Source organism: Paenibacillus sp. FSL L8-0663, assembly GCF_038008125.1.
Taxonomy (GTDB): domain Bacteria; phylum Bacillota; class Bacilli; order Paenibacillales; family Paenibacillaceae; genus Paenibacillus; species Paenibacillus polymyxa_D.
Map to the genome: position 1 here is coordinate 431455 of NZ_JBBOYM010000001.1, position 24279 is coordinate 455733.

Below are 24279 nucleotides of genomic sequence, written 5' to 3' on the forward strand. Positions count from 1 at the left end.
TTCAAGGATAAGGACAATGACAAGGAGGGATTTACAATGGTTAAACACTGGAAAAAAGGGATTCTGCCTGTTCTATCTGCAATTTTAGTACTTTCATTGGCGGCATGCAGCGGTTCGCCTTCCGCTTCAAATGGAGGGAAATCGTCTGACGGTACAGGCGGCTCAGGGTCCGACAGCAAACAGGTGAATGCGACAGCGCTGGCGAAGGCGGTCAAGAACGATAAGGCACCGATTAAGGGTGGCATCATCAATTATGCACTCGTGTCTGATACCCCCTTTGAAGGCATTCTGAATCCTGTATTTTATGATGGCAATCCTGATTTTGAAGTCTTCCAGTTTTTTTACCCTTCTATGTTTTCGATTGACTCCAATCTGAATATTGACAATAAAGGGGCGGCGACGATTTCCTTTTCTCCAGACAATAAGGCGGTGACTGTGAAAATTGATCCCAAACTGAACTGGACGGATGGTAATCCCGTAACGGCGGAGGACTATGCTTTTTCCTATGAAGTGATCGGTCATAAAGACTACGAAGGTCCGCGTTATGATAGTTTTATGACGAATATTATGGGTATGGAAGATTATCACTCGGGTAAGGCCAAAACCATTTCTGGCATCAAAGTGCTCAATGAGAAAGAGGTTACCATTCATTTCAAGGAACCTAATCCTTCGGTGAAATCGGGACTTTGGTCTACCCCCCTGGAGAAAAAGGTGTTTCAGAATATCCCCGTGAAAGATATGGCCGGATCAGACCCTGTCCGTAAAAATCCGATTGGCTATGGGCCGTTCAAAATTAAATCCATGGTTACAGGTGAATCTGTGGAATTTGTCAAAAATGAGGATTATTTTCACGGTGTACCCAAGCTGGATGGCCTTCATCTGAAGGTGGTGAACCCGAATGTCATTACCGAGGCGCTGAAAAGTGGAGAAGTCGACTGGGCCAGCTATCCAACCACCCGTTACAATGAGGCCAGCAATCCAAAAAATGTACAGTTTCTCGGTCAGGAGGAATTATCTTATAGCTATGTAGGCTTTAAGATGGGCAAATTCGATCAGGCCAAGAGTCTAAATATCATGGACCCGAACGCCAAGCTGGCGAACAAGTCATTACGTCAGGCCCTCGGCTATGCGCTGAATAACGAGCAGGTTGGCAAGCAGCTCTATCATGGGCTTCGGACTCCTGCGACATCCTTGGTCCCGCCCGCCTTTAAGGGATATCATGATGTGAATGCGAAGGGCATTGCGTATGATCCGGACAAGGCAAAAAAGCTGCTGGACGAGGCAGGGTATGTGGACACCAATGGAGATGGATACCGTGAGGACCCTAAGGGCAAGGAACTGGTGCTCCATTATGCGGCAATGAGCGGGGATGCGACAGCCGAATCGCTGGCGAAGTTTTATTTGCAAAATTGGAAGGATGTCGGGCTTCATGTCGAGCTGGTGGACGGCCGTCTGCTTGAGTTCAATTCTTTCTATGACCGTGTGCAGAAGGATGACCCTGGCATTGATATTTTTGGCGGCGCATGGAGTACAGGTACAGATGTAAACCCTAGTGGGCTGTATGGACGCGGAGCCAGCTTTAACTACTCGCGCTTTACCAGTGAAGAGAATGATAAGCTGTTGCAGGAAGGGGTGTCTGTGAAAGCCTTTGACGACAATTATCGTAAAGATATATACAATCAGTGGCAGGCGTATATGAGCGAGGAGGCACCCATTGTACCGACGTTATTCCGTTACTCGTTGGAGGCAGTGAATAATCGGGTAGCCAATTACGATATTACCCGTGGCAAGGAGTATGATGCAGACACGTTTGCGAATATTACGTTGACTGCGGAAAAAGCAGAAGTAGCCCAATAATCTAAAAAAGCGCAATAACCTGAAGAAGAAGCGCGAACCGGTTTGATCCGATTTTGCGCTTCTTTTGACCTTTTATGCAATCATTCTGGGGATTCTCGAAGGGAGAGAAGGAAGACGGAGATACGTCAGCTTCAATACTTCATTGCGGTATGCGAGGAACTGCATTTTACGAAAGCTTCGGAAAAGATCGGAATCTCCCAACCCACACTTAGCTTGCAAATTAAGGCGTTGGAAGAGGAATTGGGCATGACTCTTTTTGACCGTGCAGGCAAGAAAATTAAGATGACAGATGCCGGGAAATTGTTGCTGCAACACAGTGCACATGCGCTCAAGGATTTACAGCAAGCAAAGGCTTCCATTGAGGAGTTGCGCACCGAGCAACGCGGGAGTTTGCGGATTGGTATCGCATTACCGGAGCTGGAGGAACCATTACAAGAAATGTTTATCCATTTTCATCAGTCATTTCCTAGAGTCAGCTTGCACATCCATCCATCATTTGAAGTCACAGAACAGCTGCTGGATAACCGAGTGGATGTTGGCATCACGCTGCATTCGGGTACGGATGAAAGGCTTGTCCAGCTTCCTCTTCGTACGGAGAACTACTGTCTTGTTGTTCCGGTAGAGCATGTGTTTTCCAACCGTTCTTCCATTACGCTGGACGAATTGAGGCATGTACCCTGGGGGATGCAGCCAGAGTGTCATCCCGGCAGGAAACTGATTGAGAAGTGCTTCCGTGATCACGGGTATCCCTTTGCAACTGTCTTGGAGACCAATTCCATACCTTCCATCCTGCGCTGGGTGCAGGATGGACTTGCCGTAACCCTACAGACGGAGTCCCTTGCAACAGAATTGGATCACTCACAATTTTGCACTGTACCTATTTTGTGCGACGTGCTCCAGGGTCAGCTAGAGCTGGTTTATCGGTCTGGCCGTTATCAGGGAGAAGCGTTGAAGCAATTGATTAAAGAGATACAAGCTGTACTAACCGTGCGTTCCAACTAGTGGCAACCCTGATGAGTATCACGAGCTTTAATGTGTACGAACTTCCAGCCTGCGTGCAATCAGTGACATACTGTAATTGACAGCAAAGTACAGGAAAGCTGCGAACAGCAGGGCTGGAATGACAAAGGATTGATTTTGCCCACCGACAATCTGAATATTATGCGTCAGCTCCGGCAAACTGATAATGACAGCCAGTGAGGTATCCTTGAATAGGGAAATGAACTGGCTGACAATCGGGGGCACCATGCGACGAAGCGCTTGGGGCAGAATGATATGCCATAAGGTTTGAGAATAGCTTAGACCAGAGGAACGTGCGGCTTCCACCTGTCCTTTATGGACCGAATTCAGACCGCTACGCACAATCTCAGCAATCATGGCTCCCTCGAAGATCGACAGGCCTGTAATGGCTGCCCACTTGAGGGAAATGGAAAGACCGATAGATGGTAAAACCATGCCGATGAAGAAAATAATGAGCAATAATGGAAGATTGCGAATGAGATCAATGATAAAGGCTGCAACCTGTGAAATGACAGGTAAGCGGGTATAGCGCAGGATGCCGAACATGATACCGAGAGCGAAGCTGAACACGATAGAGTAAATAGCAACCTCCAGCGTGAGCAGGAAGCCCTCCAGTATAAAACGCACATTAGGCCACACAAACAATCCACCGAAATCCATACAGGCTTCCCTCCTTAGGATGTTTTGGACAGACGCCGTTCCATGTACAGTACAAGAAAGCTAAGCGGAACTGTCAAGATAAGATACAACAACGCCGTGATGACGTAGACTGTGATGGGCAGGAAGGTATCCGAGTTAATGAGGTCCGAGTAATACATGAGGTCCAGCCCGGCCACAATAGCCAGCACGGAAGAGTTTTTGACCAGATTAATGAATTGGTTGCCGATCGCAGGCAGCACAATTTTGATGGCTTGCGGTAAAATAATGCTGATCATCGTCTGGTTGTAACTCAACCCGGAGGACCTTGCCGCTTCAAATTGCCCCTTGGGCACAGATTGAATGCCGGCACGTATGGCTTCAGCAATAAAGGAGGCTGTGTATACGGTCAATCCAAGCGTTCCAGATACGAATCCGTCCAAAGGGATGCCCAAAGTGGGAAGCCCCAGATAAAAAAACAGCACGACGATCAGCAATGGGATATTGCGGATGACCTCTACATAGACGGTACCGATCCAGTTTAGCCATTTAAAAGGCGCAATTCGGAGGATGGCAATAATAGCTCCCAGAATAAAGCTTCCGATCAAGGCAATGACACTAGCTTGAACCGTATGAAGCAAGCCTTCTCTGAAACGGTCGCTATGATCGAAAAGTACGTTGATATCAAAAGTAAGCATCTACAGGTATACCTCCTTATCCAGACTTAAGAAAGGAAGGAGCTCGCAAGCGCGGCTCCTTCACAAGAATACTATTCGGGCTTAACCCCAAGCCATTGCTCGTGGAGCTTATCGTATTCACCGTTGCTTTTCAGTTCCTTGATCGTATCATTAATGGCTTGTAGCAGTTCGGTTTGTCCCTTCTTTACTGCAATGCCGTAAGGTTCCTCTGTGAAGTTCCCGCCTACAAGAATATAATTCGGATCTTGCTTCTGCATGCCGAGCAGAATAGAGTTATCGGTAGTTAACGCTTCTCCTTTACCTGCTTTGAGGGCATTGAAAGCATCCTGATAGTTTTCGAATTCTAATATCGTCGCTTCTGGTGCTTTTTCACGGATATTTTTGGCGGAAGTAGAGCCTTTCACGGCGAGCACCTTGGTATTCGGGGTCAGGGACTCCAGCCCGGTGATGGGGCTCCCCTTTTTCACGAGTAGAGATTGCCCGGCGTTAAAATAGACGTCGCTAAAATCAACCTGCTTTTTACGTTCATCCGAAATGGTCATCGTCGCGATAATGGCGTCGATGTCCCCGTTTTGCAATAAGGTGATTCGTGTTTTGGACGTGACTTCTTTTAGTTCAAGTTTGGTTTCATCGCCAAAAATATGTTTGGCTACAGCCTTGGCGATGTCGATATCAAAGCCTTCTACTTTTCCGCTAGCCGGGTCTTTCAGTCCGAACAGCTTGGTATCGTATTTCACACCAATGACTAGTTTGCCACGCTGTTTGATCGCTTCCAGCCCGTTGGCTGCTGCCGGCTCATTTCCCGACGTTGCCGCTCCTTCTTTGCCTCCGCAGCCTGCCAAGACGAGCAGACAAGATAAAGCTACCAGCACCAAAGTACTCCATTGAAATCTTTTTCTCATCAGAACATTCCCCTTTCGATTTACGCTACATTGGTAAGTCTGTTTAATGATGAATCAAACGGCTCAGGAACAGGCGGGCCCGTTCTTCACCCGGATTCTGAAAAAATTCGGCAGGTTGGCCGTCTTCCAAAATCTGTCCTTTGTCCATAAAAATCACGCGGTCCGCCACTTCACGTGCAAAGCCCATTTCATGAGTGACAATGACCATTGTGATGCCCTGATGGGCGAGCGAGCGCATAACATCCAGTACCTCTCCGATCGTTTCGGGATCAAGAGCTGAGGTAGGCTCGTCAAACAACATAATTTTTGGATTCATCGCGAGCCCGCGGGCGATCGCGACCCGCTGCTGCTGTCCACCAGACAATTGGGCGGGGTAGCTCTGTGCCTTTTCCTCGATTCCGACGCGCTTTAGATAAGTGATGGCTGTTTGAGTAGCTTCTTCTTTCGAGATGCCCAGTACCTTCATAGGTGCCAGTACAATGTTTTCAATTACCTTTTTGTGGGGATACAGATTGAAATGCTGGAACACCATTCCGATATTGCGACGGAAGGCATTAATATCAATCTTTTTGTCATGTACAGGGATCTCGTTAACGATCAGTTCCCCATCCGATATCGTTTCCAGACGATTGATGCAGCGAAGCAGGGTGCTTTTACCCGAGCCGGAGGGACCGATGATGACGACGACCTCGCCCTCCTTAATCTGAAGATTAATGTCTTTGAGTACATGAAAGTGACCGTAATGCTTGTTGACATTGCGAAACTGGATCAGAGAGCTCACCCCTTTTAGGCTTGGATACATAGTTTAGTAGACGGAATGACATGACCAAGCTCTATTAGAATTTAAAAATTTCTCTCATGATACTATAAGCTTACAATAAAAAACAAGATTTTATGTCATAAAACTTCACGTGTAATGTATTTTGGTGTGATTTTTACTAGTGAACTATTATTTATATGATGAAAATGAGTAAACATCCGTATTTTTATGTTATTAAATTTCACATAAATTATTGATCCCCGACAAGCCAAGGGAGAAACGTGACAAAAGCAACGCTATGTTTTACAGTAGGGAAGAAGGAATTTAGGGTAAAGGAAGGTTAGACAATGACGAAAGCTATTTCACCGCTAGTCACGGCATTGGGCATGGAGCCCCATCCAGAAGGCGGCTGGTACAAAGAGATGTGGAAGGCCAATTTTCAAATTCCGAAGCCTGTATTGCCGGATGTATATTCTGGTCCGCGCTTTGCAGCTTCGTCTACGTATTTCTTGCTGCATCCGGGTGAGTTCTCCGAGTGGCATGTGGTCCATTCTGATGAGCTGTGGTTATATCATAGCGGAAGCCCTGTAGAGTTGAAATTGGGTGGAAGCGGAGAAGAGCCTGGTGAAGAAACTGTGATTATTGTTGGTGCAGATGTGGAGGCAGGACAGCATCCACAAGCACTCGTCCCAGGAGCAGTATGGCAAACGGCACGTCCGCTTGGGGATGAGCCCGTACTGGTAACCTGTGTGGTTGCACCAGGATTCCACTTTGATGATTTCAAGTTGATTGCCAAGAATCCAACTGAATCGTAATGTGAACATTGGCGGGTGTATTTCTGTAAATGAACAGGAATGGCCCGCCTGATTTATTTTTACTCATAAAAATAGGCGCTTTAATGGCTTTAGGTGCTTAGTTTGGCCTGAACAATGAGACGATGGGTGGGATTTATGAGAGGGTCACATGTAATCAGGGTGAGCAGCTTTTGTTTTTTGAAGCTTTTCAGAACAGATACGTCCGTAGGATCGACCATCTTCAGGCTATAAACGCTATATACATATTGGTTACCCCGAGTGTTAACAACAATCTTATCCCCGATCTTCAATTCATTTAGACGATTAAATAAACGTCCAGAGGTGCGGGCTCGATGAGCAGCAATGGCGGCATTCCCCGCCTGTCCCAGCGTCCCCGTTTCCGGCATATGTACAGCCGCGTGTCTCATATTTATCCTCGTTGCGCCTTCCAATACAGGGAGCTTTAAAGCAATACGACTTATACTAATAGTGGCTATGGGAGTTTGTTCATTAGCGCTTCCAATGGTAACAGGGGGTGTGGAAGTATTTTGTCGTGCTTCACTAACCGGAACTTCCGTAAGAGTAGTGGACAAGCGAGCATAGCTGTCCGTAAGACTGGGGGGCCATAGCGCATCGCTTTTTCCTGATGGTAGTTCTGCTGCTTTTAATAGCTTGCTTTGTTCCCGATCCTCATTCCATTCCGTCGCTTTAGGAAACAAAATAAAAAGTAAGCCTAACAAAATAAATACGTAGGAAAGTTTACGCAGACTCAGCAATCTCGCCTCCCCTAAGCAAAGTACGGATTATACATATTTTTTTGAAAAATCCCCATTCCCGGCTCATTCCAATCGGAAATGGAATGAGGCGAGAGATCAGGGCAGGTGATCCATTTTATTTTTTGTTCGTCCGTGTGAATTTCAACAATACGCCCCACATAACCAACGCTATGCCTGTCAAATAGAACGGAACGGGGCTGCTTTCACCTGTTTGGGGCAACTGATGTACCGCAGGTGGATCCTCTGGCTCTTCTGGCTCTTTCCCGGGAACCTTGACACGGATCTTAGGTTTGGGATCGTCTTTCGAATCCACCGGAGGAGAAGGATCTTGATGAGGCATGACGGCTGGCGGCTCCGGCGGTATAGGTGCAGGTTCCTCCTGTAGAAGGGCTATGTCCTCCGGAGACATTGGCAATGACGGAGGAACGGTTACAGACGGAGTATCGGGTATTTCCGGATCTCTGTCATGTTTCTTACCTGAGCCTCCAGACGGGGGTGACGGGTCTGGATGAGTAGGCGTTCCTGGTTCGTTTTTCTTTTCTTTACGGTTGGTGATCACAATCTTTTTTACACCAGAGCTTTGTCGCAGTGTTGCGTCTATTTTGATCTCAAGCTTGCTCTCGGTGATTTTATAGCCCTCCGGTGCTGCCAATTCCTCCAAGATGTAATCGTCATGAAGCAAGGAGGAAAAGATGATTTTGCCTTCCTGATTGGTGGTCTGAATGAGAGGGGCTCTTTTTTGACCTTTATCATAGAGTGCAAACTGTGCGCCAGGCAGTACCTTCTCAGGCATATCCTGGTCTACCTTGGTCAACTCAAGACTTTCGGTCACACCCCCGCCGGAACCGGAGCCGGAAGACGTTCGTACAATGATTTCCTGGCTGGTTTCCCGTATCTCTGTCGTCAAGCGATCCCCCTCAAAGGCAACCTTATTACTCACTTTGGCTTTGTCCTCAGCATGAATGAATGATTGGTATTCAAGAATAAAAGCAGAGGAAATATCCTTGGCAAAAGCAAGTTCAAAAGTTTGCTGGCCTTGAGCATCTGTTTTGATATACAGCTTGTAATCTTGGTTTCTAATCAACTCGGTGCCCTTGGTGGTATTTCCGTTGGCAGCGATGATTGTAGAGTACAAATGAAAGGAATCCTCGATTAAGATTTGATTGCTGCTAGGCTGATCTATAATTTTAGCGTTGGATACATGTGACTGTCCTTCATTGATGCGGATGCTCCAGTCGATCTTATTTCCATTTTGTGTACCGACTTTAGATACATATTCTCCACCATGAGGTACCGTGACTTGCGCTGCCCATTTGGAGACTGTTTTTTGTCCATCCAGTAGAAGGGCTTGATTATGAATTTCCTTGTCAATCAGTTCTCCTTCCAATGAAGTTTGAAAGGTAATCCAGTAGGGAGTCTGTATCTGCTCCTTGAACTGGATACGCAATTCATTCCCATTTTGCTCGGAGGGAGGGATAATGGTGTATTGATCTGCCGGGATTTCAGCCCCTTTTTGTACGCCATCCCACCATCCCAGCAAGGTCATATCGTGTACTTTCACGGAGCCGGGCAGTAACTTCTGACCTTGCAGCAAGGGGTCTCTCACTTCCGCGTGGTTTAGGATCTTGCGATTGTAGTTGGCTTTAATGTCCCAGGTAATGAGCTTGGAGGTCGCATTATAGCTTCCTTGCTTGGCACCGTTTCGTTGTGTCATAAAGTCCGGCCAGATCGGGCACTCCACGGCATGCGATGATGTTTCTCCGTCTTCAAACTGGTATTCTATAATGGATTTATTACGAAACTCAGGCTTCGTCGTATCCGTTTTCCAGTCATTGTTATAGGTGGTTGAATACTTGATCGTATAAGCTTTATGAATGGTTTTATGAAATTTGAGCGTAAATCCTTGTTTATAGTCCTGTGATAGCGGAATCAGCTCATAATCCGTGGGGGCACGTAGCTCCGTTGTTCCGTCAACAGTTTGAATTTTCAGGGTGTCCGGCAACAAGGCCAAGCCCCCGTTTGGAAACACATCGTGAATGACAATATTTTTCATGGTGTATAAGTCTGTATTAATGGTAATCACCCAAGGTATGATTTTGGTGTTGTAATTGGGTGTGTCATACATTTTAGTCATAACTCCGCTTGTGATTTCTGTCGATACGATCTTCTGGATTCCATCTGAGGTTATGATGTTTATAACTTTTCCATTTTCATAGACACGGCCTCTGGCTTGAGTCTGGTATCGGATGGTATAGGCTGAATCTACGTCGAAGTTAAATTGAAGTTTGAAGCCGTTGCGGTCCGGATAATCAACTGGGATGACAGTATACGCCCACGATGGGAGTTCCTCCAGCGTGTTTCCTTTAAATACTTTCAAGGAACCGGGTAGCAATTCTTGAGTTTTGTTGAAATGATCAATTAAAAGAGCTTTGGCTTCGGGGATTTTTGTCTCGCCGAAGTTGTATCGTATGGCCCACGAGAGTGTTTGTGTGGCATGATCATATTTTTCAACCTTTTTGGACAAAAACTCACCACGTTCTACCTGAACAGTACCGGTAGCAGCAACGTTCTCTATCGCATCTCCTGAAAGCGTTGCTGTGTTGGAAAAACGAGTTTCGTCGCCAGTAATGCGCGTGGAATATTGAATCTGGTAGGCCGTGTTCATGCTATCGTCTTGAAAACGAATCACAAACCCTGTCCCGGCTTGATCTGCTTCAATGGCATATTCACTCGCATTTACTAGGTCTCGAACAACGGTCGATCCGTCGATATTGACTTGGAGATGATAGAGCCGGATAGAGTCTCTTCTGAGTTCCAGTCCTAAAGGAATTGGATCGGTGATGAAGGCATGCTTTACGGTGTTTAGCTGTTTGTTCACATCAATGGTCCAGTCGATCTGATTTGTGCCAGCTAGTTTCCCTTGTTTGCTTAGGGTCGGCCCTGACTGGGGCTTTACATTCACGATGACCGTTTGCACCCCGCCTTTGATCGGAATCGCAATGATGACCTCTGTACTACCTTTCACTATTTCTTTTGTAAACTCGGTTTTGATTTGCAGTTTGCCGCTGACATTGGAATGAGTCTCTACATATGGGTTAAAGGTCATGATCACCTTGCCCTGACGATCTACTGTGAAGTATCCCACGGTTCCGTCGGTAGTGACTAACGGAGATGAGATATCAGTGTAGATGACAAACTGTTCTGGTAAGTGAAAGGTGAAAGTGTCTCCTGACTTATAGGTATTGTCAGGAAGCTCCCATTCATAGCCTAGTTGGATGGCTGATCCGATGTCGAATTGGCTGTCGGGACTATATACTGCATCAATGACATGCCCTGATTCGTCGGTCAGGCTCAACTTCGTTAGTATGCTCTGCGGAGTTGCATCATGTTGAGATTTTGAACTGACTGCTCCTTGAACGAAGGGGGGCGTGTTTGAAGGAATCTCCCTGGGAGGTTCAAGGTTTGGGACACCGTATACAGCATCCGTAACGGTATGTGTAGGATCAGATACAGCACTCTGCGGCAGTTCTGGGGCTGGAGCATCTGCGTAAGCCAGTGTTGCGTTGAAAAAGCTTTGGACAATGAGCAATAAGGCAATGATCATTACATTTATTTTTGTTCTCATGCTCCAAGTGATTCTCCTATTCATCGTAATATGGCAATGCTTCGTTCGAAATTAGTATATTCAGCATGCTAGGCTGACATGACTATCCCAATAGAAAAAAAAGCCCTGATCATAGCGATCAGGGCTTTTTTCGAGATAGGCATAGCAAATTGTGGTGGATCTATGTAAAAAAGGGCATAATAAAAAGCTCGTTCATCTGGTAGCTGGCTGCCATCCGGATAGGAAGGCCCTATAGTTTTGCATCACTGCCTTTCGACAGCTTTGCCATTAACTTGAATAGCTTGTGCGTCTATCATCTATCAAACTGGTTTCATGTAACCTCTCATTTACAGCTTGGAACGGTTCCCCCACTTTTTGCGGAAGGAATGAGGTGTTTCTCCTACATGCTCCTTGAACAGGTTAATAAAATGGCTCGTATTGGGAATACCTACGTACCTTGCGATATCCACAATGGACATGTCACTGGTTTTAAGCCAGCTTTGAGCGGCCGTGATACGGACATTAATGAGATAATCAATCGGAGAGAAACCGATCTGCTTTTTGAAATTTTTAGCCAGATTAAACTTGTTTAATTCAAACATATCTGCCAGCGAGTCCAGTGTTATTCGCTCACAGTAGGACTGATCCAAATATTGCTGTACCCGACGTACTTCGCTGAGGGTTTCAGCATTCACATGCTGGTGATCATAGGGATGCTGCAAGATGCACATCAGTATTTCACCAATGAGCCTGGACGTTAGCAGTTCAGCGGAAAGACTTCTGTCAGACTGCCCACAAATCAGAGCATGCAGTTTGTCCAATATAATATACGGATTATGCATGGATATTACCGGTTTATTATGCTTGGCAAATTGTTCGTAAAAGTTTCCGATCAGGTTGCCGTACAGGTATAAGCTGATAAACTCCCAGGCTTCATGACCGGAGGTGCTATATTGCACATACTCCTCACAATTAATAAAAAACAAATCATGAGGCTTTAAAATATATTTCTTGTCCCGGTATAGTAATTCTCCCTTACCAGACAACGTAAAAACAAGCAAAAAAGAGGCGAGTTCTTTTCTTTCCACCGTAAAAGCAGAAGTTTTTTGGAAGTAGCCTAATTCCTGAATATATAAAAGGGATTGCTTGGCAAAAGCGGAGGGAGTGCGCACAATTACGACAGGTTCGCCGTTCCAGAGGCCCTCGTTGTTTTTTTGGTCTGTTGTCATATTCAATTCCTTTACAAAGAAGCAATTTTATCTAGCTTATCTTGGTTTGATTTAACCAATATATAATGGCTGATTAAACATGATTTACTATATATAAAAGTTTATTTTATCACATGAAATATGTCTATATATCAAAATATGTTTGTAAGTTTTATAGAAGCCTCGCTCTTATGGACATCTAACCTGATCATCCGTATAAAAGGTCGAATATTGTTGAAAGAATTCTGAGGTCATCATGGATTCAAATCCTTTCTGGGGTCAAAGATAGAATTAGTGCTGAAAAAGATATCTTACATGCCCATTCAACTTTTCCCTTCACTTCTCCTTTCGGTTTAAGAAATTTAGGACTTGGTTCTGATAAAATGGTTCGTAAGGCTTATTATTAAAAATGAGATTTTGGGCCTAGTGTTGTGATTTAGTTCACGAACATGAATGTAAAAAAGAGAGATATATGCATAAAAAATTACGCAAAAAGTGGCCTTACGCGTTTCATCAAGAGTGCTTTCAACTTTGGAAATGACACGGGCAATGATATGATGGGTAATACAGGTATAGTGCTTTACTTACTCGACAGTCAGTTTGGAGGATTACAGGATGGGAAAACCCAAAAATACGAAAACCGCAGCGGCTTGGTCGCTTGTTATTCTAGGGGCAGGCTTTGCAGCCACATTGCCCTTCCAGCAATATGGCTGGGCTCGTTTGTTAGCCGGAGCTTTTGAGGCAGGACTTGTAGGGGGACTGGCGGACTGGTTCGCTGTCACTGCTTTGTTCCGTCATCCGCTAGGCATTCCGATACCACATACCGCGCTGCTTCCTAAAAATAGGGACAAGCTCACAAATGCCTTGGTGAGTACGGTGGAAAATAACTTGCTAAACAAAGACAGCATCGCGTCTAAAATTGCAGATATTCGTTTGGCCGATTTGGTGCTGGGTGGTGTGGAAAAAGGTTTGCGCACGCCGGAGGCGGCGGCATCCATAGATGTTCTTGCCAAGCGGCTCGTCCAGTCGCTCCCGCTCGCGGAATTGGCTCCGGTCATCGTGGCAGAGCTCAAGCGGCAGATGACTGACTTTGACGCCGGACCGCTGCTGGAGGCGCTTGCTCGTCAGACCAGCGAGAAGGGTTATGATCGCCGCGCGCTGGATTACACGCTGGAACAAGCCGAGTCCTGGCTTTTGCGACCCGAAACGGGCTATACGCTGGGTACCTTAGGTATGCAGGCTGTCAGCGGTTTGCAGGTGAGCGGACTGATGCAGTTTGCCTTGAACGCATTCCTCGGCTATCTGAACGAAGAGCGTATGGGTGAAATGATTCGTCATTTTTTGCTGGATCAGGTAGCAGAACTGCAAAGGGAAGAGCACCCGCGCCGTCAGGCCGTGCTGGATGGTCTAAGAACACAGGTGACCCGATTGGCGACGAAAGATACGGTTCAGGAAGGGTTGAACGGCTGGAAGGATAGCCTTGTTGAAGCCTGGGAAGGTGATGCGTCGGTGCTGGGAAAAATGGAGGAACTGCGTATACGCTTATTGGACTACATGGAAGACGGAAGCTATGTGCAGACCTATATTTTACCGCTATTGGATCGAATGTTGACTGATTTAAGAGGGAATACCGAGCTGCTGGACAAGATTAATGTGCGAATTGTGGAAGGTATTACTGGACTGGTGGAAGCCAACCATAGTCGGATTGGTAACTTGGTGCGCGAAAATGTAGACAAAATGGATAACAAATCCCTGATTGCACTGATGGAGGACAAACTGGGACAGGATTTGCAGTGGATACGTATTAATGGCGCAGTTACAGGCTTCCTGATCGGCATTGTGCTGACAGGTATCCGTATGCTAATCCAATAGATCAGAAAAAGCTACAGATAGGGTTGTGGAAGCATGAGGCTTTGGCATGAACATTTAATCGACAAGTTACCCCGTCCGCAACTGCTGGGGCAACATCGAGAGTGCTGTGCCCTGCGCGGGAATGGGTGGGGCAAGCCACACGCCACGGTGAATTATGTGTTCGATTATCACCCCATGCTGCTGGTGCGCTATCATAGGCTCATTATGGACGAAATGAAAAGCAGAGGGTACAATGTTGACCCACTATGGGAACAGCCTTTGTATCGCGGTAAGCAGTGTGAGCCTTGGGAGGCAGAGCTGGGTGAGGAACTGGCAGGCGCGGGTGCATATGTGGAGCATGACGATGAGTATATGAAGGAGTGCCTGGATAACCTGGCTTCCAAGGGGATTTTAATAGAAATTTAAGTGACCTAAAAAAGACGGGCTGTGGTAGGTTCATCATTCAGATGAAGTGCCGCAAGCCCGCTTTTTTGATGCTTCAATGTTCATCGTTTGGGAGAGAATCGGGATATTAGATTACAGAATCCAGCGTGTGACCTTTTCCAGGGGTTGTCTGGATTTTTCACGTTTGGGTTCATGAGCGCGATAACCGAAGGCAGCAATGACTGAAATATCGAGCAGCCCGTTCTCCAGCAGTCCTTCTTCCTCCAAAATGGCATGCACCTGATCGTAGTTAAAACCCTCAATCGGACAGGAGTCAATACCGATCTGAGCCGCCGCGGTCATCATATTGCCTAAGGCAATATAGGTTTGCTTGGAAGCCCAGTCAAATAGCGTACGTTCGTTTTCCAGCAGGTGTTGACTTTCACCCTGGAAAATCTTATAGCGGCCTGGCAGTGAGGCAAATTCCTCCTCAGACATACCTTTAACCTCTTTATACATATACTCCACGTAAGGAGAATCATAACGAACATCCTTGCGCGCCAAAATCAGGATGACGTGGCTAGCCGCAGGAATCTGCTTTTGGCCACCGCTGGAAACCGCAGCCAGCTTCTCTCTTAATGCCTGATTTTGTACAACTACAAACTGCCATGGTTCAAAACCGACGGAGCTTGGAGAAAGTCGCCCGGTTTCGAGAATGAACTGAAAATCCTCTTCCGGTATGATGCGATTGGGATCAAATTCTTTCGTGGCGTGCCTGAACAGAAAGGCGTCCAGAATTTCCTGTTTTTTAGCTGATGTATTAGACATAAAATGTACTCCTTTGGGTATGGGTTTAGTTGGTGCTCTATGGGTTTTCTGCTACTATAATGAGAGCTGATATCGAATATATAGTTATCATATAGAAAGTTTTTGCAGGGAACAAGTACGCACATATTTGTTTCTTGTCATACGTCTGAGGCTATTGGTTTACACATTCTACAGAAAGAAGGGTATACATGGCACAGGAGATGGAACATGCAGTTAGCGTTAATTTTGGATGTCCGGTAGCGAAAACCGTCGGGGTTATAGGCGGCAAATGGAAGGGAGTCATCTTGTATCATTTGACCACAGGACCGCGGCGCTATAACGAAATTCGACGGACCTTGCCTAATATTACACAGCGGATGCTAACCTTGCAGTTGCGTGAATTAGAGAGAGATGGCATTGTGCACCGTGAAATTTATAACGAGAACCCACCGCGTGTGGAATACTCGCTTACCCCGTTAGGAGATACGTTAAGGCCATTGCTGGATTTTATGAGAGACTGGGGGATCTTCTATGGAGAACAGGGTTGCGAGCCTGTGACGACAACTTCCAAATCAGGCAAGCACTTTTGTTAAAGGGAATGAAGAAAGCCCGCCAGATGATTTCATAGAAGACTCATAAGAAATCATCTGGCGGGCGAAATAAGGTCGGTTTTACTTGGATAAAATGTACACTTATTTAAACTCGATGGCTTCGTTCATCTGTGACCAGGCCGTTTCTCCAATGATGCCCAAGCGCCAGATAGCGATTCCTTTGAGGTCATAACGTTTGGCTAAACCGATCTTGGCGTTAACGGTGCTGTCTTTTTCGCTACCCATCGAAATCCCCAAAATGAGCTTGTCCCGCGAGGTTTCCTTCAAGGCCAGTTGGATGGCTTCATCCACTTTTTCCAAAGGCTCAGGTGTAGCCTTTTGTCCGTAATCATAAGCCATGATGATCAGATCGTCCGCCAGATTGCCCAGCGTTTTGTAGTCATAGCCAGAGTAAGAACTGTTCAGCGGATGCAGAACGACGGTGAGCTTGAGCCCGGCCTGATGCGCTTTGGTCGATAGCTTTTTAATAAAGGTGTTGTAGTCTGAACGAGCTTTGGCTTTGTCGCCGCTCCAGCCCAATCCTTCCAGGTCTAGCGAAATGCCTTTAAATTGTTTGTCGGTGGCGGTGCTGACAATTTGGGAAATGGTTTGTTCTTGAAGCTGCGCATTTTCCAAAACTTTGGTCAGCTCGTGATTGCCATCTCCGGAATAGACCATCAGGTAAGGGGAAGTCCCCTGGCTGTCTGCCTCCTGCACAATGGACTCTGGCGTTACAGTTCCAGCGGCTTGAGGCCATTTGTATTCTTTGCCGTTTGTGGTAAATTGTCCGTTCGTATCAATTCGACTCCAGCCGAAGGCAACGACGTTAAAATCCGGTATTTTGGATTTTTGGTCAAAGGAAGACAGCGCATAGAAGCCTACTGTATACATCGATTCACGAGGCGATGTAATGGAGACCGTCCGTGTTCCCTGGTTCCAGTTCACCGTGGCTCCAAACTGCTGCCCGAAAAAGCCCAGCGGAATCATGGTGCTGCCGTGCACGGTTTGCGGAGCGGCTGTTAGTTGAACCGCTTGTCCGTCCACTGTGGCATTGCGGCTACCCATCTTTAGAATCACCTGCTTGGTAGCAGAACCTTGCGCTTTGGTAGCGGTGATGCTTTGGCTGGCTTGGTCCCATTTCACTGTAATGCCAAGAGCTTCAGAAATCGCACGAAAGGGAACCATGGTCGTGCCGTTCATCATGGCAGGTTGTACAGGGAACGGTAATGCATATCCGTCCAGCATAATGCTGATCTTGCCGGCTTCAGCTTGTGCCAAGGGGCTATAGATGCCCACTGTGGTACTCAGAAAAATAGCACTAGATAACAGAGCTTTATTTACGATTTTCATCCTATGATCTCCTATGCTCAATAGATTGCAATGCTATCATGTTAGAATCGTGAGGGTTCTACCTATTTTACCAAAAAAATGATAGAAAGGTGAATGTGAAATGAAGATACCTCGTCGATTTATTGGAAAAAAAGTGGATTTATTTGGTTTAGTGAGATGAAAATCACTTTCTTTGTTTTTAGGAATCTATAAAATATAAATGGGATTATATTCAACATATTATATATCCTTAAAGAAAATGAAAAAAATGAGGGAGGTGTTTGTGGTGAAGGAAGTTACTACATTTGAATTAGAAAATTGGGAAATGGAAGAATTATCAGTCGAAGAAGTAAAACAATTTTCTGAAGTTATCTTTGCTTCGTGTGGCATTGGATGTGGTGGAAGTAGCGGTACTCAATAATCGGCTTACTTAATAAAGGAGGTAGTAGTGAAAATTCATTACTACCTCTATTCATTGGGAGGGTGTGATAATATGTTGGAAAAGAAGTTAATGGATCAGTATCATTTCTATCTTAATAGTAGTAATAACTTACAATGTCTTGTTTTAGATAAGATTAGTTTCGGCATATTTAGAATTCCCTATAATATAGGGGGAATACTAGAATATTTTAAAAATGTTAAGGATGTCGATTTGGTTTGCTCAAAATTCAATATTAGTACTGATCAATTTAAACAAATTCTTGCACGCTTTAAAAGCAAAATCCCCAATTCACCAGAACACTTACAAAATAAAGATGATAGTGAATTAAAAAGTAGTCTGAAAATACTTAGATTAGTAGTAACAAATATATGCAATTTGAAGTGTAAATACTGTTACGCGGATGAAGGTACTTACCACTCTGAGAAAAGATACATGACTAAAGAAGATGCAAAAATAATTATTGATAAAATATTAAGTGTATACAACGGAATTGAGGAAATTTGCTTTTTCGGAGGGGAGCCTCTCCTTAATGTCGATACAATAGAATTTGTATGTAAATATTTAAGTGAGAAGTTTAGGGACGGCTTAACCTCTTTCTTTCCCAGATTTTCAATAGTTTCAAACGGTACTATTATGAATGACAGAATTATTAAGCTGATTAATGAATACAAAATATATACTACAATAAGTTTAGATGGTCCAAAAGAAATAAACGATGAGCTCCGCGTTGATAAGGCGGGATTTGGAAGTTTCCAACGCATCGAATCCAATATAAATCGACTACGGCAGTCTACTCCCCAGCCTTCTATGATTGAATGTACTTATACCTCTCTACATGCAGAATATCAATATACAAACAAAGAATTGCTTACATATTTTGATCAGGGCTTCGGTGTTAAAACAGTCGTTATTAATCCGGTTGAGGTTAGTGGGAAGAATGCAACTTCAAAAACATTACTGCTTAATGAATCACAAATGAAAAAAAGAGTTAGCAGTATCCCAGAACAATTCAATGAATTTTTAGAACAAGGAATTCAACATACGGGCGTTTTGAGATTTATTACTTCTCTGCATAATAAAGTAGAATCTGCGTCTTCATCATATCACTGCAATGCCGGCATACAGCAATTGACTGTAAATACTACAGGGGAGGTATATCCTTGTCAGCTATTTATCGGCCTTGATAATAATAGATTTTCAATGGGCAATATCTTGGAGGATGAAGTATACAATGAGAGTTTTAAAAATGTTCAAAAAGTACTGATTAAGAATAGCAAACAGAACTCACCCAAATGTAAACAGTGCCCGGAGAGACGTTTATGTGATTGCTGTATAGCAACTATATTTGAAAAAAACAATGTGTTAGCACCTTGTTCACCTGACTATTGTGCTAAAAGAAAACGAATTAACGAGCAATATATGGATTCTGCGCTTGGTATTTATTTAGATAAGAACAAGTACAATCTTCTTATTAATCGTATTAAAGATTTAAAAGAAGACTTTAAATTACGAGGAATTGACTTATGAGTAATTATGATTTAGTTGTTGAAATGAATCCGCCATTGGAAATCCTTTTAAAAAAGTATTTCATTGGAGAGCAGTATGAAAAAATTGCATTAATTCCTTTTAGTATTGCTAATGAGGATAGGACCATTTTTATTACTTTGAAGAAAATAATTTATGTACCTTCTAAAGCAATGGGAGTTCCTAATCAATTTCACGTGCAGCTAGATCCCCGATTTTTAAAAAGCGCTCTTGCATACTGTGCAAGTTCACAATTACATTTTGGGATTATTCATAATCATCTTAATAAAGATATACAATTTTCTACACAGGATATAAAAGTAGAGTGTATTTTGAGAAATTATATATTTACTAAGTTTAATTCAAAAATGATGTTCGCTAATTTTTTATTTTCTGAGAATAGAGTGAATATGAGGGTTTTCTCAAATAATATTCAGAAGGAAGTCGATAGATTTTTATTTGGGGGAAGGAGCGTTTTAGCGAATAATAGTACTTTGCATTTGCAATAATTAAAACGGGGTGAACATGTATGTTGAAATTTGTATTAAGGTACAAGGTTAAGCTCCTGCTTGTCGTTTTTGGAGTCATCGGAAGCAGTTTGTGTAGCATTTATATGGCTTTTGTTTTCAAACATTTGGTTGATAATATTAGTAGACCAGCGCAAGTTTTCTATACAACTGCAATATTTTCAATTTTATTTATGGTAGCCAGTACATTGATCAAATTGTGGATGCAGTATATGAAATCACTATATTTGAAAAGCACAATGATTCATGTAAAAAAGGAAATATTTCATTATATAGTCCGAAAAAATGTAGCTCACTTTGCTTCAAGTAATAGTGCTAAATATGTATCTATTTTAACAAATGATCTGAAGATGGTAGAAGATGACTATTTCAAAAATATTTTTTTATTGCTTGGGACAGTCTCTTCATTTGTGTTTGCTATAATTGGTATGTTTGCGATTAGCTATAAATTAGTTCTTTATTTGATTGTTATGGCTTTGCTTTCTGCTTTAATTCCGAGATGTTTTGGCAAAACTTTGAGCGCTTTAAAGAAGCAATGTTCTGATACTCTTGAAAAGTTTACAATTAAGGTTAGTGATATATTTTCTGGCTTTGAAGTTGTTAAGAGCTTTGGTATTGAGAGAAAAATAGAACATGAACATGCAACCGTCAATGAAGATGTGGAAAATACAAAATATAGATTTAACATTCGGAGCAGCTATGTGGATGCCATAAGTGAGGTGTTTGGCGGCTTTATTTTTATGTCTATCTTTATAATTTGCGGATATTTGGTTATGCAAGGTGAGATTACTCTTGGTGCAATGATTGCCGGCATTCAGCTTACTAATAGTGTTGTGAACCCTATATATATGAGTATTCAGCACATCACACGCATTAAATCTATGCAGGATATTTCTAAAAAGATTACAAATATAGTATCATCCGTCAATCCAGTTAAGCCGATCGATTCTGCTTTGAGTGAGGTATCGTTTCTTCATTCTATTCGTTTTGAGAATGTTTCTTTTTCTTATGATGATAAGACACCTTCGTTAGAAAAGATTAACTTAGTCATTGAAAAGTCAAAAAAGTATGCCTTTGTAGGAGTCAGTGGTTCGGGAAAATCAACTTTTCTCAAACTTTTGCGCAAGGAATATGAAAATTATACTGGGAAAATTGAGGTGGATGGATGCGATCTGAAAGAAATATCGTCGGAAGATGTTTATCAATTTCAGTCTGTTCTTCATCAAAAGCCTTTTTTATTTGATAGTACAGTAAGAGATAATGTTACTTTGTTTCAGCCATATACGGATGAGGAGATTGCGGAGGCGATAAAGATTGCTGGATTACAGGAATTATTACACAAGCTGCCGTATGGTTTGGATAGTTTGGTGGGTGAGAATGGAAATCTAATATCTGGTGGAGAAAGGCAACGGATTGCACTAGCACGTACAGTTATTCGACGCATGCCGTTGCTTGTTCTTGATGAAGCGACTTCTTCTCTTGATAATGAAACTGCTGTTGCAGTGGAAGATAGTATCTTGAATTTGGAGAATGTGACTTGTGTGGTAGTTACACACAGACTGATTCCACAGCTATTGAGCCGTTATGATGAAATAATTGTGATGCGTGATGGGCGAATTGTGGAGCAGGGGGCATTTGATAAGTTAATACAGCAAAAACGACATTTTTACAACTTATATTGTGTCGCTAACGCTTCTTTACAAGATGAAAAACAGATAAATCCAGATGAAGTTGTTGGGATATAACCTAAAAAACACAAAAATCTGGCCTGAACGGCGCGGATTTTTGTGTTTTTTATTACTAGTAGCTAGTGATTTTACAATACATTATTACCTTTATCCGTAACCCAGATTACTTGCGGCGCTTGAGTGCAATGCCGACAGCTGCGGCACCAAGAACGACTGCAATGATCGAGAGAACGAGTGCTGTCGTTTGTGCAGCAGAGCTGGCTGGAGCAGAAGCGGCAGGTGCAGCTTCTACAGCATTGTTCGAAGCAGGTGCGGGGTTGCTATCTTTAGCCGTATCTGTGCTGGCGTGGCCTGCTGCCGTACCCGCTGAATCGTGTCCGCTGTCTGCGGCAGGGGTAGGGGTTGCGGACGTGGCGTCCGTCGTAATTTCGGTAATGGAATGAGGATTGCTACTTTCTTCGTCGCCTGTCCATTCCACGATACTTCCGTCACTGTAATACTGGAAGGCGTCCCAGGCTGCTGCGGTATTCTGGTCTGCATTTTGCGCTACAAAGCCGAAACGCTGATACTGACCTACTTGAATGCCGTCTTTTTCAGTCGTCCAAGTCACGGTGATTACTTTGCCAGAGCTGTCTTTTTCGGTGGCTACCTTCCAATCCGGTACAGGCTCGTATTGTTTGAAAACGACCTCTTTCGGAATTTTCAAGGCGACTTTGGTGGTTGGAATGTTTTTTTCCACGGGTACTTTCAATGTGTACGTTTCCCACGCATTAGGTTGTGAAACAGAAGGCTTGACTGTCACATGTGCACTGGCCATACCTGCAAAAAGTAAGGCACCCGCTGCGATTAGACCCACAGAGGTCGCAAACCTGGAAAATCTGGATTTTGCTGTTTGAATTGTTGTATTCATATTCAATTATTCGCTCCTTTTAACTGAGGATTTCACAAAATCCTGAAGTATAAAATAATTATTTCTTACCGCCTACATGCAGGGTGAATTCAGCATCAACCGCATCGAGTGAAGCCGTCAGAGCATGTACCTTTACCGCCCATGTTCCTTCGGAGGTCATCAATTCCTGACTGCGGAATGGCTGTTGCTGCTTCACAGGTAGAACAAATTCCTGTTGATCTTGGTCAGGGTCTGCTGGAGTGAGCGTTAATGTAACCTGCTGGATTCCTGAAACGGCAGCACCCTTGCTGTCCTGAACGGATACCTTAAATTCATTGCTGCCCACAGCATTGGGACTGACTGCCAGGGTAACGTTATATCCACCCGTAGTGCGAGTCTCCTCAAACGGTACAGCAGGTGCCTGACCGGGTGACAGGTGAGTGAGCACCGCAGTCAACAGCATCACGAGCAGGCCGACGGACAACTCGGCACGCAATCCCCGGGCGGCTTGCTTGCTGGGCGCCGCTTGCCGTGCGCTGCGGAACTGGCTGGCCGCGAAGGCCAGCATGACTAGCAGCAGCGCTGCCTTGCCGAGCAGAACGAGTCCATAGGACGTGTTCAGCAGCATGGAGGGAGCCGGAATGTACAGCACGGCTCCATATATACCGGTGGCGAGTAACGCCGCCACCATAGCAATGCCCCAGCCGGCGAAGCGGCGCAAGGCGGCTTGTCGTAGAGTTGCCCGCTCGGATACGGGCAACTCTGCTCCGGCAACCGGCAGGCACACGACCATGACGGCAAGTGAGCCGATCCAAAAGGCTGCTGCCGCGAGATGGACGAAGTCCGCCGCAATAGCTGGAGCTGGATGCGTAGCCGCTGCCGGATGACCGACAAAGGCCTTGGACAGCATGAGGCATAGCGTTAGGAGAGCCGAGCTGTAGCCCCAAAGACGGCGCTGGCGACTCGAAATGCTGTAATCCAGCGCGTAAATCAGCGTTACGCTTAGGAGTAGCACGAGAATCATCTGGATAAACCAAATTTGTCCGGCTCCAGTAAACTGGAGAGCTTCTCCCAGAATCGGGAGTGAGAAGCCCTCCCTGATGGAAACCCCGGCATCCCATGAAGCCTGAAGTGGCAGGCTGATCAGAATGGCGGCAGACGTTATGCCGTAGCCGCTCCATAGCAGTTTATTCCAGCGGGGCGATGTTTCAAAGGGCCGCTGATTTTGCTTATGCTGTTCACTTTGATTCTTGTCTTGGCTTATGCTCGGTAGGATGAACAGCCGGAAACAAATCGCTCCAAAAAGCAGCGATAGTCCTATGTAAAGGAACCAACGGACAGCGATTAAGTCGATTCGTGATGTCCCTGAGCCTTCAGGTGCGGTAGCTTGATGGGTAGGCGCATTGGAACCGCTGCCTACTTGAAATGGAATAACTCCATTAACTGGATGTCCGTCTGCGGATAAAGCTCTCCAACTAACAGAGTAAATTCCATTTTTCATCCCTGGGATCAATTGGATTTCCATGGTGGCTTTGTGATTCGGGTCAAGCTGTGCTTTTCCTGTGTCGACCCGCTTGCCTGTTTCGTCGGTCACTTTGATCGACATGAAGGCAGATTGCAAATCTTCATTGAAGGTAATGGTCACCTGAGAAGGCGACTTGTCCAAAACCTGATTTTCGGTCGGACTGGATTCAATGACAAATGCATGAGCCCACGAAGAGTGAGGAAACAGGACCAGAAGGGGGAGACACAGCAATAAAAGACAAGCCACACGGGCTGGTCTGGACAGATACAACATGCTTGTGAAGTCACCTTCTCTCGATTACTTGAAGCGAGGATATCCCCATTTATAACATTTTATACAGGAGGATTTTGCCTGACGTACAAATCCATTCCTATCTTAATCATAGTGCATATAGCGCGAATAGATGGAGCGAATTATGACATTTATATGAAATTTGAAATAATAAGCATTATACAAAATGCCAATCAT

21 protein-coding genes and 1 riboswitch are annotated in these 24279 nt (G+C 44.6%); of the genes, 10 read left to right on the plus strand and 11 right to left on the minus strand.

The features are described 5' to 3' along the window. The first annotated feature begins 36 nt into the window (after positions 1-36). A complete protein-coding gene (gene opp4A, locus MKY75_RS01920) occupies positions 37-1857 on the plus strand; it encodes an oligopeptide ABC transporter substrate-binding protein (RefSeq protein ID WP_165147903.1) in 1821 nt (606 codons plus the stop codon). A gap of 42 nt (positions 1858-1899) precedes the next feature. Further along, the gene (locus MKY75_RS01925) at positions 1900-2859 is read left to right on the plus strand and encodes a LysR family transcriptional regulator (protein ID WP_340884133.1); all 960 of its coding nucleotides are present in this window, start codon (positions 1900-1902) and stop codon (positions 2857-2859) included. A 27-nt stretch (positions 2860-2886) separates the two neighbouring features. Here MKY75_RS01925 and MKY75_RS01930 read toward each other — a convergent pair whose 3' ends face one another. The 4 genes from MKY75_RS01930 to MKY75_RS01945 all read right to left on the minus strand — a co-directional run bounded on the left by MKY75_RS01930 (position 2887) and on the right by MKY75_RS01945 (position 5915). Continuing rightward, positions 2887-3537, minus strand: a complete 651-nt coding sequence (locus MKY75_RS01930) for an amino acid ABC transporter permease (RefSeq protein ID WP_340884134.1) — start codon at positions 3535-3537, stop codon at positions 2887-2889. Between the two features lie 14 nt (positions 3538-3551). Then, the gene (locus tag MKY75_RS01935) at positions 3552-4211 is read right to left on the minus strand and encodes an amino acid ABC transporter permease (RefSeq protein ID WP_307351781.1); all 660 of its coding nucleotides are present in this window, start codon (positions 4209-4211) and stop codon (positions 3552-3554) included. Positions 4212-4282: 71 nt separating this feature from the next. Next, positions 4283-5113 (minus strand): transporter substrate-binding domain-containing protein, encoded by an 831-nt coding sequence (locus MKY75_RS01940; RefSeq protein WP_069010734.1) that lies wholly within the window; start codon positions 5111-5113, stop codon positions 4283-4285. 43 nt (positions 5114-5156) lie between these two features. Continuing rightward, positions 5157-5915, minus strand: a complete 759-nt coding sequence (locus tag MKY75_RS01945) for an amino acid ABC transporter ATP-binding protein (protein WP_069010735.1) — start codon at positions 5913-5915, stop codon at positions 5157-5159. 305 nt (positions 5916-6220) lie between these two features. Here MKY75_RS01945 and MKY75_RS01950 point away from each other — a divergent pair, with 305 nt between their 5' ends. Further along, positions 6221-6688 (plus strand): cupin domain-containing protein, encoded by a 468-nt coding sequence (locus tag MKY75_RS01950; RefSeq protein WP_029514674.1) that lies wholly within the window; start codon positions 6221-6223, stop codon positions 6686-6688. Positions 6689-6777: 89 nt separating this feature from the next. On the opposite strand, the gene MKY75_RS01955 is transcribed toward MKY75_RS01950, so the two are convergent. From MKY75_RS01955 to MKY75_RS01965, 3 genes are all read right to left on the minus strand, one after another. After that, entirely contained in the window at positions 6778-7443 is a 666-nt protein-coding gene (locus MKY75_RS01955; RefSeq protein WP_340884137.1) for a class D sortase, read from the minus strand. A 115-nt stretch (positions 7444-7558) separates the two neighbouring features. Further along, a complete protein-coding gene (locus MKY75_RS01960; protein ID WP_069010737.1) occupies positions 7559-11068 on the minus strand; it encodes a collagen binding domain-containing protein in 3510 nt (1169 codons plus the stop codon). A 195-nt stretch (positions 11069-11263) separates the two neighbouring features. Continuing rightward, positions 11264-11344, minus strand: a riboswitch (cyclic di-GMP riboswitch). A gap of 50 nt (positions 11345-11394) precedes the next feature. Next, the gene (locus MKY75_RS01965) at positions 11395-12276 is read right to left on the minus strand and encodes an AraC family transcriptional regulator (protein ID WP_029514677.1); all 882 of its coding nucleotides are present in this window, start codon (positions 12274-12276) and stop codon (positions 11395-11397) included. A gap of 594 nt (positions 12277-12870) precedes the next feature. Between MKY75_RS01965 and MKY75_RS01970 the strand changes: the two genes are divergently transcribed. Then, entirely contained in the window at positions 12871-14127 is a 1257-nt protein-coding gene (locus MKY75_RS01970) for a DUF445 domain-containing protein (protein ID WP_069290903.1), read from the plus strand. A gap of 33 nt (positions 14128-14160) precedes the next feature. After that, the gene (locus MKY75_RS01975; RefSeq protein ID WP_340884138.1) at positions 14161-14532 is read left to right on the plus strand and encodes a TIGR02328 family protein; all 372 of its coding nucleotides are present in this window, start codon (positions 14161-14163) and stop codon (positions 14530-14532) included. 111 nt (positions 14533-14643) lie between these two features. Here the strand turns inward: MKY75_RS01975 and MKY75_RS01980 are convergent, their stop codons facing one another. Continuing rightward, entirely contained in the window at positions 14644-15318 is a 675-nt protein-coding gene (locus tag MKY75_RS01980; protein WP_029514680.1) for an NAD(P)H-dependent oxidoreductase, read from the minus strand. 188 nt (positions 15319-15506) lie between these two features. Between MKY75_RS01980 and MKY75_RS01985 the strand changes: the two genes are divergently transcribed. After that, positions 15507-15890: a winged helix-turn-helix transcriptional regulator gene (locus MKY75_RS01985; RefSeq protein ID WP_023986690.1), complete on the plus strand. Its 384-nt coding sequence runs from the start codon at positions 15507-15509 to the stop codon at positions 15888-15890. Between the two features lie 99 nt (positions 15891-15989). Here MKY75_RS01985 and MKY75_RS01990 read toward each other — a convergent pair whose 3' ends face one another. Beyond that, positions 15990-17237: a stalk domain-containing protein gene (locus tag MKY75_RS01990; protein ID WP_340884139.1), complete on the minus strand. Its 1248-nt coding sequence runs from the start codon at positions 17235-17237 to the stop codon at positions 15990-15992. Positions 17238-17502: 265 nt separating this feature from the next. Here MKY75_RS01990 and MKY75_RS01995 point away from each other — a divergent pair, with 265 nt between their 5' ends. The 4 genes from MKY75_RS01995 (at position 17503) to MKY75_RS02010 (ending at position 21454) form a co-directional block, all read left to right on the plus strand. Further along, positions 17503-17637, plus strand: coding sequence for a hypothetical protein (locus MKY75_RS01995; RefSeq protein WP_256026043.1), 135 nt, complete (start codon positions 17503-17505; stop codon positions 17635-17637). 72 nt (positions 17638-17709) lie between these two features. Further along, complete coding sequence (locus MKY75_RS02000; protein WP_340884140.1) at positions 17710-19185, plus strand: radical SAM/SPASM domain-containing protein; 1476 nt, start codon at positions 17710-17712, stop codon at positions 19183-19185. Continuing rightward, positions 19182-19691, plus strand: coding sequence for a hypothetical protein (locus tag MKY75_RS02005; RefSeq protein ID WP_340884141.1), 510 nt, complete (start codon positions 19182-19184; stop codon positions 19689-19691). The genes MKY75_RS02000 and MKY75_RS02005 overlap by 4 nt, the downstream gene beginning before the upstream one ends. Before the next feature lie 20 nt (positions 19692-19711). Continuing rightward, entirely contained in the window at positions 19712-21454 is a 1743-nt protein-coding gene (locus tag MKY75_RS02010; protein WP_340884144.1) for an ABC transporter ATP-binding protein, read from the plus strand. A 106-nt stretch (positions 21455-21560) separates the two neighbouring features. On the opposite strand, the gene MKY75_RS02015 is transcribed toward MKY75_RS02010, so the two are convergent. Together MKY75_RS02015 and MKY75_RS02020 are read right to left on the minus strand one after the other, a co-directional pair. Then, positions 21561-22307 carry a YcnI family copper-binding membrane protein gene (locus MKY75_RS02015; protein WP_340884147.1) on the minus strand — a complete coding sequence of 249 codons (747 nt, stop codon included), beginning with the start codon at positions 22305-22307 and terminating at the stop codon, positions 21561-21563. Positions 22308-22365: 58 nt separating this feature from the next. Beyond that, complete coding sequence (locus MKY75_RS02020) at positions 22366-24084, minus strand: copper resistance CopC/CopD family protein (RefSeq protein ID WP_069010748.1); 1719 nt, start codon at positions 24082-24084, stop codon at positions 22366-22368. Positions 24085-24279: the final 195 nt, after the last annotated feature.

What these genes read in the sequence shown, in the direction of transcription:
- MKY75_RS01945 (WP_069010735.1), bottom strand. Translation starts at nt 5,915, where the DNA reads ATGTATCCAAGCCTAAAAGGGGTGAGCTCTCTGATCCAGTTTCGCAAT.
- MKY75_RS02015 (WP_340884147.1), bottom strand. Translation starts at nt 22,307, where the DNA reads ATGAATACAACAATTCAAACAGCAAAATCCAGATTTTCCAGGTTTGCG.
- MKY75_RS01985 (WP_023986690.1), top strand. Translation starts at nt 15,507, where the DNA reads ATGGCACAGGAGATGGAACATGCAGTTAGCGTTAATTTTGGATGTCCG.
- MKY75_RS01965 (WP_029514677.1), bottom strand. Translation starts at nt 12,276, where the DNA reads ATGACAACAGACCAAAAAAACAACGAGGGCCTCTGGAACGGCGAACCT.
- MKY75_RS02000 (WP_340884140.1), top strand. Translation starts at nt 17,710, where the DNA reads ATGTTGGAAAAGAAGTTAATGGATCAGTATCATTTCTATCTTAATAGT.
- MKY75_RS01990 (WP_340884139.1), bottom strand. Translation starts at nt 17,237, where the DNA reads ATGAAAATCGTAAATAAAGCTCTGTTATCTAGTGCTATTTTTCTGAGT.
- MKY75_RS01930 (WP_340884134.1), bottom strand. Translation starts at nt 3,537, where the DNA reads ATGGATTTCGGTGGATTGTTTGTGTGGCCTAATGTGCGTTTTATACTG.
- opp4A (WP_165147903.1), top strand. Translation starts at nt 37, where the DNA reads ATGGTTAAACACTGGAAAAAAGGGATTCTGCCTGTTCTATCTGCAATT.
- MKY75_RS02010 (WP_340884144.1), top strand. Translation starts at nt 19,712, where the DNA reads ATGTTGAAATTTGTATTAAGGTACAAGGTTAAGCTCCTGCTTGTCGTT.
- MKY75_RS01970 (WP_069290903.1), top strand. Translation starts at nt 12,871, where the DNA reads ATGGGAAAACCCAAAAATACGAAAACCGCAGCGGCTTGGTCGCTTGTT.
- MKY75_RS02020 (WP_069010748.1), bottom strand. Translation starts at nt 24,084, where the DNA reads ATGTTGTATCTGTCCAGACCAGCCCGTGTGGCTTGTCTTTTATTGCTG.
- MKY75_RS01980 (WP_029514680.1), bottom strand. Translation starts at nt 15,318, where the DNA reads ATGTCTAATACATCAGCTAAAAAACAGGAAATTCTGGACGCCTTTCTG.
- MKY75_RS01960 (WP_069010737.1), bottom strand. Translation starts at nt 11,068, where the DNA reads ATGAGAACAAAAATAAATGTAATGATCATTGCCTTATTGCTCATTGTC.
- MKY75_RS01975 (WP_340884138.1), top strand. Translation starts at nt 14,161, where the DNA reads ATGAGGCTTTGGCATGAACATTTAATCGACAAGTTACCCCGTCCGCAA.
- MKY75_RS01935 (WP_307351781.1), bottom strand. Translation starts at nt 4,211, where the DNA reads ATGCTTACTTTTGATATCAACGTACTTTTCGATCATAGCGACCGTTTC.
- MKY75_RS01940 (WP_069010734.1), bottom strand. Translation starts at nt 5,113, where the DNA reads ATGAGAAAAAGATTTCAATGGAGTACTTTGGTGCTGGTAGCTTTATCT.
- MKY75_RS01950 (WP_029514674.1), top strand. Translation starts at nt 6,221, where the DNA reads ATGACGAAAGCTATTTCACCGCTAGTCACGGCATTGGGCATGGAGCCC.
- MKY75_RS02005 (WP_340884141.1), top strand. Translation starts at nt 19,182, where the DNA reads ATGAGTAATTATGATTTAGTTGTTGAAATGAATCCGCCATTGGAAATC.